Source organism: Sphingopyxis sp. P8 (assembly GCF_020622175.1).
Classification (GTDB): domain Bacteria; phylum Pseudomonadota; class Alphaproteobacteria; order Sphingomonadales; family Sphingomonadaceae; genus Sphingopyxis; species Sphingopyxis jiangsuensis.
This window is the reverse complement of record NZ_JACNMK010000001.1, coordinates 685,893-702,535: the sequence shown is the minus strand read 5'-3', so window position 1 is coordinate 702,535 and position 16,643 is coordinate 685,893. Positions and strand designations below refer to the sequence as shown.

Genomic DNA, 16,643 nt, shown 5'->3' with positions numbered 1-16,643 from the left:
GCGCGAAGGCCGGATGGCGCTTGCCATCCGGCCGATGCAATTACACAGGTAAAGACCATGCGCACCGACCTCGATCATCTTCCGGCCAACAAGCAGCGCGAACTCGAGCGCGTGAAGGCGATCATCTTCGAGGAATTTGCCGACAGCATCGCGCTCGCGACGATGAACTGGAAGAAGAAGGGCCGGATCGACAAGATCATCCTTTACGGCAGCTACGCGCGCGGCGGCTGGGTCGATGAGCCGCATACCGCCAAGGGCTACCGGTCGGACTTCGATTTGCTGATTATCGTCAGCGACAAGCGCCTCACCGACAAGGTCGAATTTTGGCCGAAGATCGAGGACCGTCTCAATCGCGAGCTTCTGATCGACAAGACGCTGCACACGCCCGTCAACCTCATCATCCACACCATGTCCGAAGTGAATGACGGGCTCGCGCACGGGCGTTATTTCTTCATGGACATCGCCAAGGACGGCATAGCGCTCTATGAATTTGACGACAAGGAACTGCACAAGCCCAAGCCGAAGACGCCCGAGCAGGCGCTCGACATGGCGCAGGAATATTTTGATGAGTGGTTCCCGAGTGCGGGAGAGTTTTTTGACGACTACCGTTCAAACACCGAACGTGGCCGCTACAAAAAGGCCGCGTTTGAACTTCATCAGGGTGTCGAACGCCTCTACCATTGCGTCCTATTGGTCTGCACCTTCTACACGCCTCACGTTCATAATCTCGGCTTCCTGCGTACCCAGGCCGAGCGGCTCGACATGCGCCTCGTCGATGTCTGGCCGCGCGACCTGAAGTCGGATCGCAGGCATTTCGAGAAGCTGAAGGAAGCCTATGTGAAGGCGCGCTACTCGAAGCATTATCGCATCACCGAAGAGGAATTGCGCTGGCTTGGCGAGCGCGTCGAAGAACTTGGCCGCGCCGTCCACGCCATATGTTCGGAGCGAATTGCTCAGCTTGAAACAGCTGCGCAGGCCGGTCGCTGATTCATGCCGCGGCGCATGACCATTGCGGGGCAAATCGAGGCGCTGATTCAGCGCCTCGAAGGCGTCGCGATATGCGATGACTGCATCACCGACCGGCTCAACTTGTCAGTTCGCTCGCAAGCGAATGTCGTGACGCGCGGTCTCGGCGGCGCTGGCGGTTACGCCCGCGAGAAGCGGCCCTGCGGACTTTGCAGTTCGGTCAAGGTCTCGACGTCGCATCATCGCTGACGCCATCGGCGAAAGCGCGCTTCCCACGCCGTCGCCATAAAGTCAGCTGCCGTTCGCGCGCTTCGCCGCGCAGCGTTGCGGCGGCCTCGACGAGCAGCCCGAGAATGACCGCGCGATCGTCGCCGGTGAGCTCGATTAGATCGGCCTTGGCGATCAGCCCACCAAGCTCGATCAACTGGCGCGTGCGTTCGCGGCGCTTCACCTGCCAAGCCCGCGTGTCATGCCGCGCCCGCTTCGCCTGCAGGCGATTGCGCGCTTGAGCCGTCCGGCGATGCGCGGCGCGCGTCACGGCCAGCGCCTTTGCGAGCGCCGGCGCCGTCTCCGCGAAAGAAGGCCGCGCCGCTCTTCCGCCACGCCTCCCTTCGCGCCGCGTCAGCGCCGACCGCTTCGAGTAGTGCGCCCGCAAGCTGTTCGATCGACAGGCCGTCCGCGCCGGTCGCAATCACCAGCTCGCCAAGCTGTCCTTGCTTCCTCGTCTTGAGCGCCTTGGCCTTGTCGGTCAGCGCCTGGAGTTCGGCGTCGAAATCTCTCGGTTTTCGCATCGTCTGTCCTTCCGTTTGTGAGGGTCGGACGAACCAGCTATGCCGAGTCTCAAAGCCCGGCAAGCCGCTGAAATCTCTTGCGACTTTGTGATCCCGAGCGCGATCAAATCGTGTGAGGGCGCGCTTATACGTCGTGCCGACGTGCTCGTTTTGCTGTAAATGGTACGGCGCTATGGCGCTGTATCATTTCTCCGCAAAAGTCATTTCTCGCGCTGTCGGCAGCAGCGCGGTCGCCGCGGCTGCCTATCGTTCGGCGGATCGGCTGCACGACGAGCGGCTTGGTCGTGCCCATGACTTCTCGAACAAGGCGGGTGTCGTGCACAGCGAGGTGCTGTTGCCCGAAGGCGCGCCGGAGGAGTGGCAAACCCGCGAAAAGCTCTGGAATGATGTCGAGGCGGTCGAGGTCCGCAAGGACGCGCAGCTCGCCCGCGAGATCGAGTTCGCGATCCCGCGCGAGATGACCGAGGGGCAGGGGATCGGGCTGGCGCGCGACTTCGTCCAATCCGAGTTTGTGACACGCGGCATGGTCGCCGACCTCAATGTCCATTGGGACATCGGCGCCGACGGGCTCGCGCGGCCGCACGCGCATGTCATGCTGACGATGCGCGAGATCCGCATCGGTGAAGACGGATCGCCCGAGTTTGGCGCCAAGGTCCGCGACTGGAACCGCACCGAGCTGCTGACGCATTGGCGCGAGGCGTGGGCAGATCATGTCAACGAGCGGCTGGCATCGCTCGATATCGACGCGCGCATCGATCATCGCAGTCTCGAAGCGCAGGGAATCGACCTCGAACCGCAGCACAAGATCGGTCCCGCGGCGTCGCGGATGGTCGAGCAAGGGCTCGAGGCCGACCGCGCCGAGGAGCATCTCGACATCGCGCGGCGGAACGGCGAGAAGCTGCTCGCCAACCCGTCGCTCGCGCTCGATACGATAACCCACAACCAGGCGACGTTCACCAACCGCGACCTCGCCATGTTCGTGCACCGTCACAGTGCCGGAACCATCCAGTTCGATGCAGTGATGGGCGCGGTGAAAGCATCGCCCGACCTGATTGCGCTAGGCAAGGATGGGCGTGGTGAGGAGCGCTTCACGTCGCGCGCGATGATCGAGACCGAGCAGCGGCTCGAACGCGCGACCGCGATGCTCGATGCGCGGCGCAATCATGGCGTCGCCGAGCGTCATCGCGAGCGTGCTCTCGCGCGTGCGTCGGCACGCGGCCTCCACTTGTCGCTCGAGCAGCGCGGCGCACTCGAGCATGTGACCAGCGCGCGGGGGATCAGCAATGTCGTCGGCTATGCCGGCACGGGGAAGAGTGCGATGCTCGGCGTCGCGCGCGAGGCATGGGAGCGCGCCGGTTATCAGGTGCAGGGCGCCGCCCTTTCGGGCATCGCGGCCGAAGGCTTGGAGAATGGCTCGGGCATCGCCTCGCGCACGCTCGCGAGCCTCGAGCATCAATGGGCCAACGACCGCGAGCGGCTCACCAGCAAGCATATCCTTGTCATCGACGAGGCGGGGATGGTCGGCACGCGCCAGCTCGAGCGCGTCGTGTCCGAAGCCGAGCGGCAGGGCGCAAAGGTCGTCTTCGTCGGCGATCCGCAGCAGCTCCAGGCGATCGAGGCGGGCGCGGCGTTCCGTGCCGCGGCCGAACGACACGGCGCTGTCGAGATCATCGACATCCGCCGCCAGCAGGCGGAATGGCAGCGCGAGGCGACCCGCGAGCTTGCCACCGGGCGGACCGGCGAGGCGATCGGTCGCTACGCCGAGGCGGGACATGTCCACGCCGCCGATACCCGCGAGGCCGCGCGCGCCGAGCTGGTCGATGCGTGGGATCGTGATCGTCAGGCGCATCCGGGTGCCAGCCGCATCATCCTCACCCACACCAACGACGAAGCGCGGCTGCTCAATGCCGAGGTGCGCGAGCGGCTGAAGGCGGGCGGCGCGCTTGGCGCAGAGGTGGGCATCACCGTCGAGCGCGGAGAACGTGCGTTCGCATCGGGCGACCGCGTCATCTTCCTCAGGAACGAGCGCGAGCTTGGCGTGAAGAATGGCTCGCTCGGCAGCGTCGAGACCGTGACTCCGGCGCGCATGGCGGTGACGCTCGACGACGGGCGGCGCGTCGCGTTCGACCTCAAAGATTATGCCCATATCGATCATGGCTATGCCGCCACGATCCACAAGGCCCAGGGCATGACGGTCGACCGGGTGCAGCTGCTCGCGACGCCGGGGGTAGACAGCCACTCGACTTACGTCGCGCTGTCCAGGCACCGCGAGCAGGTGAGTCTATATTATGGCCGCGACGATTTTGCGAGCCAGTCCAAGCTCATTCGTGTTGCCTCGCGCGAACGCGGCAAGGATATGGCGAGCGATTACAAGGTTGCGGAGGCGATGAAGGTCGTCGAGTCCAAACGCTCCATGTTCGATGGCCTGAAGCTCACTGTCCCGCGCAAGGCTCTCGAAGAGCCTGCGCCCAAACTGCGGCGCGATTCTCGGCTCTCCGAGGTGAAGATCAGTGCCCGTGCTCTCGATCCCGCACCGGCGCACTCGGCTCTCGACAAGGCGGTCGAACGCTTCGCGCGGGTGACGAAGGAGATCGTCGACGTGCGGCGCGCCGGGGGTAAGGAACTGCCGCACGAACTCGACAGCTATCGCAAGGCGTTCGGCGAGGTCGATGCACTGCGTCCCGGCGGGGCGAGCGACCTGCGCGAGGCTTTCGGAAAGAGCTACAAGCTTGCCAGCCAAGCTGCCGAAGGGAAAACCGCAGGGGCTATCGCCGCGATGGACCGGGAAGCGGCTGCGCGTGCCGCGGAGCGCGTGGCCGCGGAGCGCGTGGCGGCGGAGCGCGCGGCGCGCGAGCGGGCGCGGCTCGCCGCTGAGACCGACAAGCGCGCTGAGCTGTTCGTCGCGTCTTGGAAGGAGGAGAGCATGCGGGCGCGCAAGGCGCCGACCCATGCCGCCCGCGATGAGGCGCGCGCCAACCTCAACGACATGGCGAAGAGCCTGCACCGCGACCCGCAGCTCGAGTCGCTGCTCCAGAATCGCCGCGCCGATCTCGGCCTGAAACCCTCTGCGACAGGATCGCTGTCGCACGACCTCCAGCATTATCTCGGCCGCTCGCGCGGGATGGGGATATCGATGTAGGCCAATGCCATGACCGTGAAACGCCCCCGCTCGAACCCGGCTTCCAACAATGCCGCCGAGGCCTTCGACAAGCTGCGCGACGAAGTATCGCTCCTGCACGCGGCGATCGAAGGGCTCACGGCAGCGAAGGAGAAAATGCCCGATTATTCGCCGACGCTTCGCAAGATCGAGGGGCGCCTCGACCTGGTTGACCAGCATATCGAAAGCATCCGCGACAAGCCCGCCATGCTCCTCACGCCAGAAGGGCTCGCAACCCGGCTCGCGGATGCAGCGATCATCGTCCGCACCGAAGATCGCAAGGCCATTGGTGACGCGCGCGACGCGCTATCCCGCGAGCTTGGCCGCGTCGAGGGGATGATCAAGCAGCGCCGCTCGACCGCCGAGCAGGATTGGTGGGTGACCTGGGCCGCCACCGGTGGATTCCTTTTCGGCGCCTATTTCGCATTGATCGGCGTCGCTGTGTCGGGCTAGGCCCGCCTCGCCCAATGCGTCGGGTTTGCGCGTCAGGTCGGTCATTCAAATGGCTCTTGGTTTTAGCCCAAAATCGGACATCGGCATCATGAAGTTGGCGGCGCTGATGCGCTTCCTCCACCACCACGAACAGAGGTAGCAGATGCCGCTCTGGGTCCTTCGGCTCCAGTTGAGTGCTTCATAGATGATCCTGAGGCTCGATCCAACGAGCTGAACAAGCACCGTGCCGGGTACGCCCGAAAGATCGAGGATGGTCGAGCCCGCCATTCGCGCTCGGTCTGAGCGGAACTGCGCGTCAACTGCATTTCGAATATCCGCAGTCGAGGCAATTGCTGCAACCCTCGACCTTGATTAGCGATGCAGCGCCGCATTGCGGGCAGGCCGGGCGCGGCGCCGGGTCTGGGCGTTGCTCGGGCGCTTCATGCGGCACTTCGAGTGTGCCGATATGACGCTCGACGATTCCGCCGATCGCCGCCGGGAGCGAGGGGACGTAGCGACCATGCATCCAGGCGCCGCCGCGCGGGTCGAAGACGGCTTTCAGTTCGTCAGCTACGAAAGAAATGTCGCCTCCCCGCCGGAATACGGCCGAGATCATCCGGGTGAGCGCGAGCGTCCAGGCATAATGCTCCATATTCTTCGAATTGACGAAAATCTCGAACGGCCGGCGATCGCCATCCTGCTGCTCGTCATTGATCGTCACATAGACCGCGTGCGCGCTGTCGGGCCAGCGAAGTTTGTAAGTTGTGCCGTCGAGCGCCTCGGCGCGGGGTGATAGCGGCGGTTCGGCCTTTTCCGGTTCCTTCGCTGCGGGCGCGACACTCAGGATCGAACCGGTCACGGCGTTCGGCCGATAGGTTGTGAGACCCTTGCAGCCGAGATGATAGCCTTCGATATAAACATCGGCGAACGCATCGAAGCTGATGTCCTCGGGACAATTGACCGTCTTCGAGATCGAGCTGTCTACCAGCGCTTGCGCCGCAGCCTGCATTGCCAGATGGTCGGAGGGACTCAGCGTTTGTGCGCTTACGAACAGATCGTCCGGGGGCGAGGCATCGCCTTTTAGCTGCCGCCAGACCTGCATCGCATAATCCTCGACCGGTTGTTCGCGCGTCGATCCGTCGCCCTGACGGATGCGCCGCGTATAGGAGTAAGCGAAAACGGGTTCGATTCCAGACGAGACATTGCCGGCTAGCAGCGAGGTCGTGCCGGTCGGTGCGATCGAGGTCAGACAGCCGTTGCGCAGACCGTTCGCCTTGATCAGGCTGCGCGTCTCCTCATCCAGCGACGCGAGATTGGGCCGCTTCAGCATGGCCTTCTTGTAGAGCGGAAAGGCGCCTTTCTCCTTTGCCAGTAGCGCCGAGGCCCGATAGGCCTCGCGCTTGATTACCCCGAGCCAGCGGCGGGTCAATTCGATGGCCTCCGACCGGCCATAGGTTGCGCCGCAAAAGAGAAGCGCGTCAGCAAGCCCGGTGATCCCAAGGCCGATCCGCCGTTTGGCTTTCGCTTCGGCATCCTGCGCCGGTAACGGAAAGCGCGAAAGGTCGATCACATTGTCGAGGAAGCGCACCGCGGTACGCGTCAGCGTCGCAAGTTCTTCTTCGTCGAGGAATGCGCCGCTCGTGAAGGGGTTGTCGACGAGCCGCGCCAGGTTGATCGATCCGAGCAAGCATGCGCCATAGGGCGGAAGCATCTGCTCGCCGCACGGATTGCTCGCGCTGATCGTCTCGCAATGCGCGAGATTGTTATTCTCATTGACCCGGTCGATGAAGATTACGCCTGGTTCGGCCATATCGTACGTCGCACGCATCAGCCGAACCCAAAGAGCTTTTGCAGGGACCGAGCGTATTTCGCAGCCATCGAAAATGAGCGGCCAATTCGCGCCCGATGCAAGGGCCTGCATGAAAGTGTCGGGAACCAGGACCGAGAGATTGAAATTCCGAAACCGGGCCGGATCGCGCTTGGCATCGATAAAGGCCTCGATGTCGGGGTGGTCGATCCGCAGGCAGCCCATCATTGCGCCGCGACGCTGGCCGGCCGACTCCACGGTCCGGCACATTGCATCCCAGCAGTCCATGAAGCTGAGCGGCCCCGACGCCTCGGCGCCGACGCCATGGACCACGCTGCCCGAGGGACGGATCGTCGAGAAATCCATCCCCGCGCCGCCGCCCTGCTGCATTGTGACGGCGGCTTCCCGCAGATGCTCGAAGATACCGGGCAGGCTGTCGGGGACAGTTCCCATGACAAAGCAATTGAACAGCGTGACGGCGCGTTCGGTACCCGCGCCCGCAAAAATCCTGCCGGCAGGGATGAACCGGAAATCCGTCAGTGCTTCCTCGAAGCGCGCCCGCCACAGCGGCCGAATGTCTTCGCGCTCGGCATCCGCCACCGCCGCTGCGACGCGCGCGATCGTCTCGTCGATACTGGAATCACCGCCGCCCTGAGCAGACTTGAAGCGATATTTAGCGGTCCAGATGTCTTCGGCGAGTTCATTGGCAAATTTCATGGCGTGCCCCCTGCTGCATCCGCTCGCCACTGTGGCCGATCATGCGATGCGGACTTTTGATCTGCCTCAATTTTCGGGCGCGGCATCCGCTTTGACCACCTGCAAAGAGGCTGGCGGGCTGCGAGTCGGGTCCGGCCAGCAGGGATATGGATCCGGCCAGGTCGTTAGCGCGTCGTCGCCAGCCGCCAAGCGTTCCATCGCTGCCCGGTCGATGATCGCGAGCTTGTGGGTGCCGATCATTCGGATCAGCCGTTTCGATTTGAGAACGCCGAGTTCGCGGCTGATCGTTTCGTTGCGCACACCCAGATAGTCGGCGATGTCGCTGCGCGGCATAGGGAGCACAGCTCGCGCGGGTTCGCCCGGGATTTGCGTCGAGTGACGGGTCATGTCGAGCAGGAAGGTGGCGAGTCTCTCGATCGCGGTTTTTCGGCCGAGGACCAGGATCTGCTCGCGCGCAACGGCCAGATCGCGGGCTGCCACGCCAAACAGGCGTCGATCGAGGTGTGGGTGGTCCGCAAGGAAGGCGACGAAGCGAATGCGCAGGAACTGGCAAACTTCTGCATCGCACGTTGCTTCGATCGTGAAAGGATGTTCGCCTTCCATCGTCACGCCGACAAAATCGCCAGGAAAGGCAAAGCCGATCACTTGCCGCCGGCCGTCGCGCAACAGCTTCGACAGGCGTAGCGCGCCCTTTTTCACGGTATAGACATGCGCGGCTGGGGTGCCCTCCCTGCAAAGCGCGTCGCTTTCGGCCAGCCGGCGTCCGATGCCTGTGCGCCGGAACCTTGCGAGTTCTTCGTGCCGAAGCGCGCTGCATAAGGCACGGTGACGGACAGGACATCCAAAGCAGGGATGATCGCCGGCGATGTCGGCGCCATTTGCAATCGGACCGCTAGGAATCATCGCGGGCCCCGCTGTCGATGGAGTCACCAAGCCGCTGCACATGGCGTATCATGGGCCATCCTTCCCTGGCGATGCCACGAGCGCGTCTATTGCGTCGATGAGCGAGTCGCGCAGCAAAGGCTTCTCGACCAGGCAGGCGCCGGCATTCTCCGCCTGGTGCCGCATCCGCGCCGAAGGATTGCTCGTGATGATGATGACAGGACAGCGAAGGCCTCGGGTCCGGAGCCGCGCGAGCAACTCCAGCCCATCGACGCCCGGCAGGCGATAATCGATAACGGCGCAGTCGTATTGGAGCCGCGCTGCCTCCCCGAGTACAGCCTCGCCGCTGCCATAGGCCCGGACCGAATAATCCTCGGTTTCGAGGGCGAAGGCTATCGCCTCGCACAGCGCGGGATCGTCATCGACGAGCAGGATGCTTCGGGTAGGGGGCAATTTGCGATCGATCCGGACTCAGGCCGCCCGTTTCCAGTGCGGTTCGAGTTCATGGTGGGGCGGACAGGGCGCAATCGTTCCCGTGGGAAGGCCGGCCATGCTGTTCGCAAACCCATGATTGACGTCGCGGTGATGTGCCTCGTCCGCCCGCACCACCACTATCATGTCGCGCAGCGTTGCATGGTCGGGAAGGCCCCAATAGCGCTTGGCAATGGCGGGCGCCGGCACGTTGGGCGAACGACCCTCGTCGATTTCGGCCAGATAATGCGTATAGCTGATGACGGCTTCTTCCTCGAAATAGCCGACGACGCGGTGCGCGGTTCTGGCGCTGACTAGGTAGAGCGCGAAGAAGGCGATGTAGAAGACCCACTGGACGCTGATGATCACGGTACGCTCGAACAGGGTCGGCTTGCTGATCTCGACGAACGTCATGAGATGCATGCGCTCATTTTCGGCTTCGTCCATCAGCGTCTTGATCCAGCCCTGATCGTCGCACATGCGCCGCAGGCACCGGAGATGATTGATCGTGGCGCCCACCATGCCGGGCACGGCGGCCACGGTTTCGAGAACAACCGCGCGATGGCCGTAACGCTTCGCGAAAAAGGTGTCGGCGCACCAACGCAGCATCTTTGTGAAGCCATAGGCGACCCGGTCGGACGTCCCTACGGGCCGGTGATGCATATTGAGATTGATTGCGCTAATGTTCATGGGAAATTCTCCTGTTCGGAGGCGGCATTTCCCCGGCTCCTTACTGGTCGTCCCTTTCTATGCGTCGCTGCTGGGAGTTGATACTTGGGTCTTCATCCTACGGGGCACACCGGAGGTCGGCCACGCCGGCGGGGTCTGCTCGAGCCGGTGCTGCGTGCGGCGCCTGGGCCACGGATAGTTCCGAAAACCAGTCCGTCCGTCGCGGTAGCGCTCGGCATCCTGATCATCGCATTGGGCTTCGGTGCCCGCCTGATGCTCGACCCCATGCTCGCAAACCGCGCGACCTTCATTTTCTTTGTGCCCGGCGTTATCGCAGCAGCTGGCCTGGGTGGCCTTTGGCCCGCTTTGATTGCGACGCTGGTCGGCGCGACGGCGGGCATCGCCGCCAAATTATTGACCAGCGATCTGCTATTGGGCGATATTGTGGCGGCCTCGGTCTATTCCATCATCGGCGGCGTGATCGCGGCGGGCGGCGCCTGGCTGCACCGAGCGCATGCACGCGAATCTTCGATCACGCGACAGCTCGAGCAACGCGAGGCGCATCTCACATCGATCCTGCGCACCGTCCCCGACGCGATGATCGTGATCGACGAGGCCGGCCTCATCCAGGACTTCAGCGATACTGCCCAGCGTCAGTTTGGCTGGACGGCGGACGAAGTGACGGGGAAGAATGTCTCGATGCTCATGCCCTCACCCTATCGCGAGGCACATGACGGTTATCTCGATCGCTATTATCGAACTGGCGAACGGCGCATTATTGGCGTCGGGCGCGTCGTCGTCGGCGAGCGCAAGGACGGATCGACCTTTCCGATGGAGCTTGCGGTTGGCGAGATGACGCTTGCCGAGGGTCGATATTTCACCGGCTTTGTGCGCGACCTCACCGAAAGGCAGCAGACCGAGACGCGCCTGCAGGAGTTGCAGAGCGAACTGGTGCATGTCTCGCGCCTCACCGCGCTCGGCGAGATGGCCTCGTCGCTCGCGCATGAACTCAATCAGCCCCTCAGCGCGATCGGCAATTATCTGATGGGAAGCAAGCGTCTGCTCGCGCGGGAGGACATACCGCGCGAGCGCGTGTCCGACGCGGTCGAACGTGCCGGCAAGGAAGCCTTGCGAGCCGGCGAGATCATTCGTCGATTGCGCGACTTCGTATCGCGCGGCGAGACCGAGCGGCGCGTCGAAAGCCTGCCAAAGCTTGTCGAGGAAGCGAGTGCGCTCGCGCTGGTCGGGGCCAAGGAGCATGGCATCCGCGTCCGCTTCCTGCTGCATCCCGACGTCGATCTCGTGCTGGTCGACAAGGTTCAGGCGCAGCAGGTCATCCTGAACCTCATTCGCAATGCCGTCGATGCGCTCGGCGACTCGGTGGAACGCGATCTTACCGTCAGCATCAATCCCGCAAAGGGAGATATGGCCCAGGTCAGCGTCGCCGATTCAGGACCGGGTATCTTGCCCGACATCGCAGACCAACTGTTCCAGCCCTTCGTATCGAGCAAACGCGACGGCATGGGGGTGGGATTGTCGATCTGCCGGACAATCGTAGAGGCCCATGGCGGGCAAATCTGGACCGAACCGAACAAGGGTGGCGGTGCGATCTTTCATTTTACCATTCCAAGCGTGGGCAGGGAGGAAATTTTCGATGCAGAATGAACCCGTGGTTCATGTGATCGACGACGACGAAGGGGTCCGGGAATCTCTGGCCTTTTTGCTCGATTGTTCGGAGATCGCCACGCGGACCTATGAGTCGGCAATGGAGTTCATCGATGCGTTGCCGAAGGTCGAGCGCGGCTGCATCGTCACCGACGTCCGTATGCCCGGGATGAGCGGTATCGAATTGCTCTCGCGCCTGCGGGCGCTGGGCGTGACCGATCCGGTCATCGTCATCACGGGCCACGCCGACGTGCCGATGGCGATCCAGGCCCTGCACGCGGGCGTTTCGGACTTCATCGAAAAGCCGTTCAGCGACGAGGCCATTCTGCTTGCCGTGCGCAGCGCGCTCGCCAAGCTCGAAAGCCGCAGCGAAATGGAGGCCGAGCGAGCGGACATCGACAGCCGTCTCAATAGCCTCTCGGGCCGCGAAAGCGAGGTGATGGAGGGGCTGGTGGAAGGCAAGGCGAACAAGGTCATCGCCCATGACCTTGATATCAGCGCACGCACCGTCGAGGTTTACCGTGCCAATGTCATGACCAAGATGGGCGCCCGAACCTTGTCCGAGCTGGTGCGCATGGTCATGATTTCACGCCTGACCTGAAATCGGGCCATTTGCCGGCAATCCATTCGCGTATCCGTGCCCTGGGATCGCCACGCGGCGCTTCCCCGACTGCCTGTACCGAGACGACCTCGGGGACCCAATGCCTTATCGTGGTCTCGATCCCCTTCTTGAGGGTGATGCTGCCGGAGGGACATCCGCCACATGCTCCTTCCATTCTGACCCAGGCGGTCCCGGTCGCCGGGTCGAACCGGTCGAGCAGGGCATTGCCGCCGTCGGCGGCGAGCCACGGCCGGATATAGCGATCGAGAACCGCGTCGATCTGCGCTTCGATGTCGCTGAACTGTTCGGCGGCGGCGATAGCGGCCGGCTCGGCGCCGGCGTCCGATCTCATGCGCTCGCCCTCAAAAAGGCCGAGCAGCTGCAAGGCGATGTCGGATTGGAGGGTTGCCCAATCTTGATCGGGTCCGTCACGAACGACTGTAAAGAAGTCGGCGCCGATCAGAACGCGTGCGACGCCTGTGATCCCGAGTAGTGCTGCGGCCAGCGGTTCATGGGTGGCATTCGACCTGTCGAAACTGCGCGGCGGCCCGATTGCGAGCAGGAAACCGGGCAAGACGCGCATTGCATCGGGATTCGGTGTCCGCTCGAATTCTACGGGCTTCACAGCAGGCCGTTTTTCCAGATCGCCGCCAGCGCCGCCAGAATAGCGCCGGGTCGCCTGGGACCGATTCGATTGCCATCGAAAGGCGTGCGTGCCGCTGAGCGACCGGATTTTTTGCCGGAAGAACCAGGATCGGGGTGTGCCATGGGTAAAGGGACAGGTGCGACAAGCGATGAACAGGGCCAGACCGCGGCGATGTCGCGTGCCGACACTTCCCTTTCATCGGGAAACTCGAATTGCGAAGATCGTCTCTCGCTCATGACATCTTCATGCGCCAACCGACCCTTATCGAAAATTGCGGAACCGAACCTAAGGTGCGTACCGGAGCTGCCGGATCGGGCTTTCGCGGCTCATTAGGGGCGACCATCGGGGCGCGGACCGAGCAGCTTTGGCCCATAGACGCAAGCGAAGAGCAGGAAGGCGCCGCCCCACATCGTGCCGGCCACCGCGATCGACCGCAGATAATCGAACGGCAGCACCGGCGCCGCGACGCGGAGGACCGCGCCCAGCGTGACGAGCAAATAGATGAGCTGGGTAGCCCGGTCGGCAACGAGCGGTCGGCCGGTGTGCCCGAGGGTTGCCCTAGTCATCACCGCGAGCGTCATCGAGGACATGGCGCCGGCGCCCAGCGCATGAAGCGCCGAGGAAGCGGGAATGGACCAGACAAAGGCGCTCGCGCCCAGAAGAAGCAGGCCGAGCGGCAGCCAAGCATAGGAAATGTGCAGGATGACGACGAGCGGATCGCGGATCGTTTTCAAGCCGGACCAGCGCGCGAGACGGATCGCATGAAGCCCTCCGGCGATAACCAGCAGCGCACCGACAAGCTTTGCATCGGGCGCGGCGACCCATCCCGCGAGCGCGGCGCCGCTCATCGCGAGCGTGGCCATGTCGAATGGACCCGGCTGCCCCGGAAGCCCCTTCCTGACCCCCTGTTTTGCAAGCCAATTGCGCGTGAAGGACGGAATGATCCGGCCGCCGATCAGCGAAACCAGCATCAGGACCAGCGCGAAGCCGGCGCGCCAGCCCAGACCTGGGTTGACGTCGAATCCCAGCGCCTCCGCATGGTCGAGACCGTTGGCGATCGTGAGCAGGCCGAGCACGATGACGATCGGAACATTGCGATTCTTGGCGGCGAGAATTTCGCGCGCGGCGACGAAAGCCAAAGCGGCCGGAAAGCCGACATCGAGGATCACCGCCGCAACGGCGCCGATGTGCGCTGAAAAGAGAAGGGCCAGCCGCGCCGAGAGCCAGAGCGCGAACAGGAGCGCCAGGCGGCCCCCCGCGACCGGCAGACGCCCGGTCCAGTTCGGTATGGCGGTGAGCAGAAACCCCGCAATGGCACTGCCGAGAAAGCCGAACAGCATCTCGTGACGGTGCCATGCAAGCGAATCCATATGGGTCGGCAGTTCGAGCCGCCCTGAAAGAGCGCCGACCCAAAGCGCAGTGACGCCAAGCGCCCAGCAGGCCGCAGCAAAAAAGAAAGGACGGAAACCGCTGCGAAGCACTGGTGGCAGCCGCATCAGTCGATCGTGGCGCAGATCTTCGGCCCGCATGGAAAAAATTCCTCCAGAAGAGGACAGGCCGTCCGCCCTCTGGCGAACAGCCTATCAGGGGGTGTTACTCGGCGGGTTGCCCGGCCGCTAGACGGGGCGCAGGCCGGATGGCGCGCGCGCCGGTCAAGAGTCGCACCATGAACCGCACGGGGACGATCGCCCCGATGCTGAAGACGATGTCGGCCGGCACGCGCGTCCAGGCCTGCGAAACAGGGATTGCGCTGGTCTTCGGGTCATAGCTGTTCGTGCTGAGTTCGGTTTTGAGCCGTTCGCTGAGCACCGATGAGGCCGAGGGCCGCGAAGGAAAAAGGAATATCCCTCCCGGCCACAGCCATCGCTTCTTCGAATTGATCATGGGCACCCCTGGGAATATGCGAAACTGCATTCATTGATAGGGGGAGGCCCGCGCCGATTAAATTTGGGAGCGCGACCTAAGGAGTATCCCGGAAGGGGAATCCCTCAAATGAAGCATTTCAGCCGAGCGCTTAAAGGGTTCAGCTCGGCAGCGCTTCTTGATCCAGCGCAATGCGGCGATCCGCGATACGGTCTGGAGCTACCGCGTTTCAGGGAGAAGCAGAATGACCGATAGGAAGCGCCGGATCGCGGTCGTCGGAGCGGGCCCCGCCGGCCTCGGTTTCGTGCGTGCCCTTGCTGGAACCGATACCGAAATTACCCTGCTCGAACGCCAGCCTTTGTCCGTGCTTGCCGCGCCGCCGTTCGACGGCCGCGAAATTGCGCTTACGCACCGGTCGATGCGCAGCCTGCGCGACCTTGGTGTGTGGCCGCTGATACCGTCCGCCGAAATCCACGACATGCACCAGGCGCGCGTGCTCAACGGCCGTTCGCGATTTGCGATGACGATCGCACCGAACTTCGCGGATCACCGGCCTCTCGGCGTACTGATATCCAATCACCTGCTGCGCCGGGCCTTATTCGAAGCCGTCCAGCACCAGGCGAATGTCGCGATTCGTGCCGGCTGCGGCGTCGATCGCGCGGCCCTTGAGGGTGACCGCGTCGTCGTGACCCTCGCCGATGGCGGAACGATCGAGGTCGATCTGCTGATCGCAGCTGACTCGCGCTTCTCGCGACTGCGCGGGCAATTCGGCATCGACACCGGCATCGAACCACTGGGGCGCACCATGCTCGTCGGTCGTATCCGTCATGACGCCGATGCGGAAGGCGCGGCAACCGAGTGGTTCGTCAGCGGGAGAACCATAGCCATGCTTCCGCTCGGCCGCGGCCTCTCCTCGATTGTCGTGACGCTGAAAACGGACGAAGCCGAGGCGCTCCTCGCGCTTCCGCAGCCGGCACTCGACCGCTGGCTGACCGGGTACTGCCGTGGCCGCTGGGGTGCGATGAGGCTCGCGACCGATCTCCACGCCTACCCGCTTACCATCACCTACGCACATTGCTTTGCGGTGGAACGCTTCGCGCTCGTCGGCGACGCCGCGGTCGGAATGCACCCGGTGACGGCGCATGGTTTCAATTTCGGCCTGGCGGGAGCGATGCGCCTCGCGCGGCTCATCAGCAATGTCCCCGATGTCGGAGCGAACCGACCGCTCGGCCGCTACGCGCTTGCGCATCGCCTCGAAACCCGATCGCTTTACCAGGCGACCCGGACTCTCGTCGCGTTGTTCACCAACGACCGTCCGACGGCGATGGCCGCGCGTCATGCAGCAGTGCGCGTCGGTGCATTGCGGCCAGTGCGCGGCGCCCTTCGTGCGTTACTGATGCAGTAAGACAGGCGCTGAGCGGTCGTATCGACGGCAAGATCCCCTTGATGCGGACGTCTCTGGCAACCGCTAACCGCGCGTACTAGAACAACCCATGCGCCCCCGCCATCGCGCCAAGCGTCGTCACCAGCGCCAGTAGCGACAAAAGCCGATGCGCCGCCACCATCCGCTGCCAGTCGCGCGCCGGGTCCGGCGAACGGGCGAAGCGCCGGTGCAGCACCAGCGGCTCGGCGGCGAACAGCATCAGCGCGAACAGCAGCCATAGCCCCAGCATTGCATGCATCCACCATTGCGCCGGATCGGCAAAGCGCCACCACAGGTCGGCTTCCCAGGTCATCCACAAGCCCGAAAGACCCGCGAGCAGCACCCAGAATTTTGCCTGCGGGGCGAACCCCCGTTCGATCTGATGAAACGCGGCCAGGCGCGCCGCGGGTGCCTCGCGACGCGCGATGGCGGGCATCACGACGAAGGTGACGAACCAGACCCCGCCGATCCAGCCGACCACCGAGACGACGTGTAACATGCGAGAGAATGTCAACCAGTCCATGCGAGACAAACTAGATCGCGCTCCCGCAAT

19 protein-coding genes are annotated in these 16,643 nt (G+C 63.7%); 7 read left to right on the top strand and 12 right to left on the bottom strand.

From position 1 onward, the window contains the following. Positions 1-57: 57 nt before the first annotated feature. Both H7692_RS03450 and H7692_RS03445 read left to right on the top strand, forming a co-directional pair. A complete protein-coding gene (locus tag H7692_RS03450) occupies positions 58-987 on the top strand; it encodes a HEPN domain-containing protein (RefSeq protein WP_222135931.1) in 930 nt (309 codons plus the stop codon). A gap of 15 nt (positions 988-1,002) precedes the next feature. Then, a complete protein-coding gene (locus H7692_RS03445) occupies positions 1,003-1,215 on the top strand; it encodes a hypothetical protein (protein ID WP_222136381.1) in 213 nt (70 codons plus the stop codon). Here H7692_RS03445 and H7692_RS03440 read toward each other — a convergent pair. After that, the gene (locus tag H7692_RS03440; RefSeq protein WP_222135932.1) at positions 1,187-1,417 is read right to left on the bottom strand and encodes a conjugal transfer protein TraD; all 231 of its coding nucleotides are present in this window, start codon (positions 1,415-1,417) and stop codon (positions 1,187-1,189) included. The two genes, H7692_RS03445 and H7692_RS03440, sit on opposite strands and share 29 nt — an antisense overlap. A gap of 16 nt (positions 1,418-1,433) precedes the next feature. Continuing rightward, a complete protein-coding gene (locus H7692_RS03435; RefSeq protein ID WP_222135933.1) occupies positions 1,434-1,757 on the bottom strand; it encodes a conjugal transfer protein TraD in 324 nt (107 codons plus the stop codon). Between the two features lie 172 nt (positions 1,758-1,929). Here H7692_RS03435 and traA point away from each other — a divergent pair, with 172 nt between their 5' ends. After that, positions 1,930-4,896 carry a Ti-type conjugative transfer relaxase TraA gene (traA, locus tag H7692_RS03430; protein ID WP_227339774.1) on the top strand — a complete coding sequence of 989 codons (2,967 nt, stop codon included), beginning with the start codon at positions 1,930-1,932 and terminating at the stop codon, positions 4,894-4,896. Positions 4,897-4,905: 9 nt separating this feature from the next. After that, the gene (locus H7692_RS03425) at positions 4,906-5,367 is read left to right on the top strand and encodes a DUF6118 family protein (RefSeq protein WP_227339773.1); all 462 of its coding nucleotides are present in this window, start codon (positions 4,906-4,908) and stop codon (positions 5,365-5,367) included. 45 nt (positions 5,368-5,412) lie between these two features. Here the strand turns inward: H7692_RS03425 and H7692_RS03420 are convergent, their stop codons facing one another. From H7692_RS03420 to H7692_RS03400, 5 genes are all read right to left on the bottom strand, one after another. Continuing rightward, entirely contained in the window at positions 5,413-5,634 is a 222-nt protein-coding gene (locus tag H7692_RS03420; RefSeq protein WP_222135936.1) for a hypothetical protein, read from the bottom strand. A gap of 28 nt (positions 5,635-5,662) precedes the next feature. Beyond that, the gene (locus H7692_RS03415) at positions 5,663-7,870 is read right to left on the bottom strand and encodes an adenosylcobalamin-dependent ribonucleoside-diphosphate reductase (RefSeq protein ID WP_227339772.1); all 2,208 of its coding nucleotides are present in this window, start codon (positions 7,868-7,870) and stop codon (positions 5,663-5,665) included. Positions 7,871-7,936: 66 nt separating this feature from the next. After that, positions 7,937-8,773: a helix-turn-helix domain-containing protein gene (locus H7692_RS03410; protein ID WP_222135938.1), complete on the bottom strand. Its 837-nt coding sequence runs from the start codon at positions 8,771-8,773 to the stop codon at positions 7,937-7,939. A gap of 48 nt (positions 8,774-8,821) precedes the next feature. Continuing rightward, positions 8,822-9,205 (bottom strand): response regulator transcription factor, encoded by a 384-nt coding sequence (locus H7692_RS03405; RefSeq protein ID WP_227339771.1) that lies wholly within the window; start codon positions 9,203-9,205, stop codon positions 8,822-8,824. 18 nt (positions 9,206-9,223) lie between these two features. Then, positions 9,224-9,913: an alternative oxidase gene (locus H7692_RS03400; RefSeq protein WP_222135940.1), complete on the bottom strand. Its 690-nt coding sequence runs from the start codon at positions 9,911-9,913 to the stop codon at positions 9,224-9,226. Between the two features lie 252 nt (positions 9,914-10,165). Between H7692_RS03400 and H7692_RS03395 the strand changes: the two genes are divergently transcribed. Then, complete coding sequence (locus H7692_RS03395; RefSeq protein ID WP_222135941.1) at positions 10,166-11,557, top strand: PAS domain S-box protein; 1,392 nt, start codon at positions 10,166-10,168, stop codon at positions 11,555-11,557. 13 nt (positions 11,558-11,570) lie between these two features. After that, positions 11,571-12,158: a response regulator FixJ gene (gene fixJ, locus H7692_RS03390; protein WP_314817292.1), complete on the top strand. Its 588-nt coding sequence runs from the start codon at positions 11,571-11,573 to the stop codon at positions 12,156-12,158. On the opposite strand, the gene H7692_RS03385 is transcribed toward fixJ, so the two are convergent. The 4 genes from H7692_RS03385 to H7692_RS03370 form a co-directional block, all read right to left on the bottom strand. Then, positions 12,136-12,783: a NifU family protein gene (locus H7692_RS03385; protein ID WP_227339770.1), complete on the bottom strand. Its 648-nt coding sequence runs from the start codon at positions 12,781-12,783 to the stop codon at positions 12,136-12,138. The genes fixJ and H7692_RS03385 overlap by 23 nt on opposite strands. Continuing rightward, on the bottom strand, positions 12,780-13,040 hold the full coding sequence (locus tag H7692_RS03380; protein WP_222135944.1) for a hypothetical protein: 261 nt from the start codon (positions 13,038-13,040) through the stop codon (positions 12,780-12,782). The genes H7692_RS03385 and H7692_RS03380 overlap by 4 nt, the downstream gene beginning before the upstream one ends. A 93-nt stretch (positions 13,041-13,133) precedes the next feature. After that, entirely contained in the window at positions 13,134-14,333 is a 1,200-nt protein-coding gene (locus tag H7692_RS03375; RefSeq protein WP_222135945.1) for an NnrS family protein, read from the bottom strand. Positions 14,334-14,397: 64 nt separating this feature from the next. After that, complete coding sequence (locus tag H7692_RS03370; RefSeq protein WP_222135946.1) at positions 14,398-14,613, bottom strand: hypothetical protein; 216 nt, start codon at positions 14,611-14,613, stop codon at positions 14,398-14,400. A gap of 232 nt (positions 14,614-14,845) precedes the next feature. Between H7692_RS03370 and ubiM the strand changes: the two genes are divergently transcribed. Further along, positions 14,846-16,072 carry a 5-demethoxyubiquinol-8 5-hydroxylase UbiM gene (ubiM, locus tag H7692_RS03365; RefSeq protein WP_227339769.1) on the top strand — a complete coding sequence of 409 codons (1,227 nt, stop codon included), beginning with the start codon at positions 14,846-14,848 and terminating at the stop codon, positions 16,070-16,072. A 76-nt stretch (positions 16,073-16,148) separates the two neighbouring features. Here the strand turns inward: ubiM and H7692_RS03360 are convergent, their stop codons facing one another. Continuing rightward, a complete protein-coding gene (locus H7692_RS03360; RefSeq protein WP_227339768.1) occupies positions 16,149-16,613 on the bottom strand; it encodes a hypothetical protein in 465 nt (154 codons plus the stop codon). Positions 16,614-16,643: the final 30 nt, after the last annotated feature.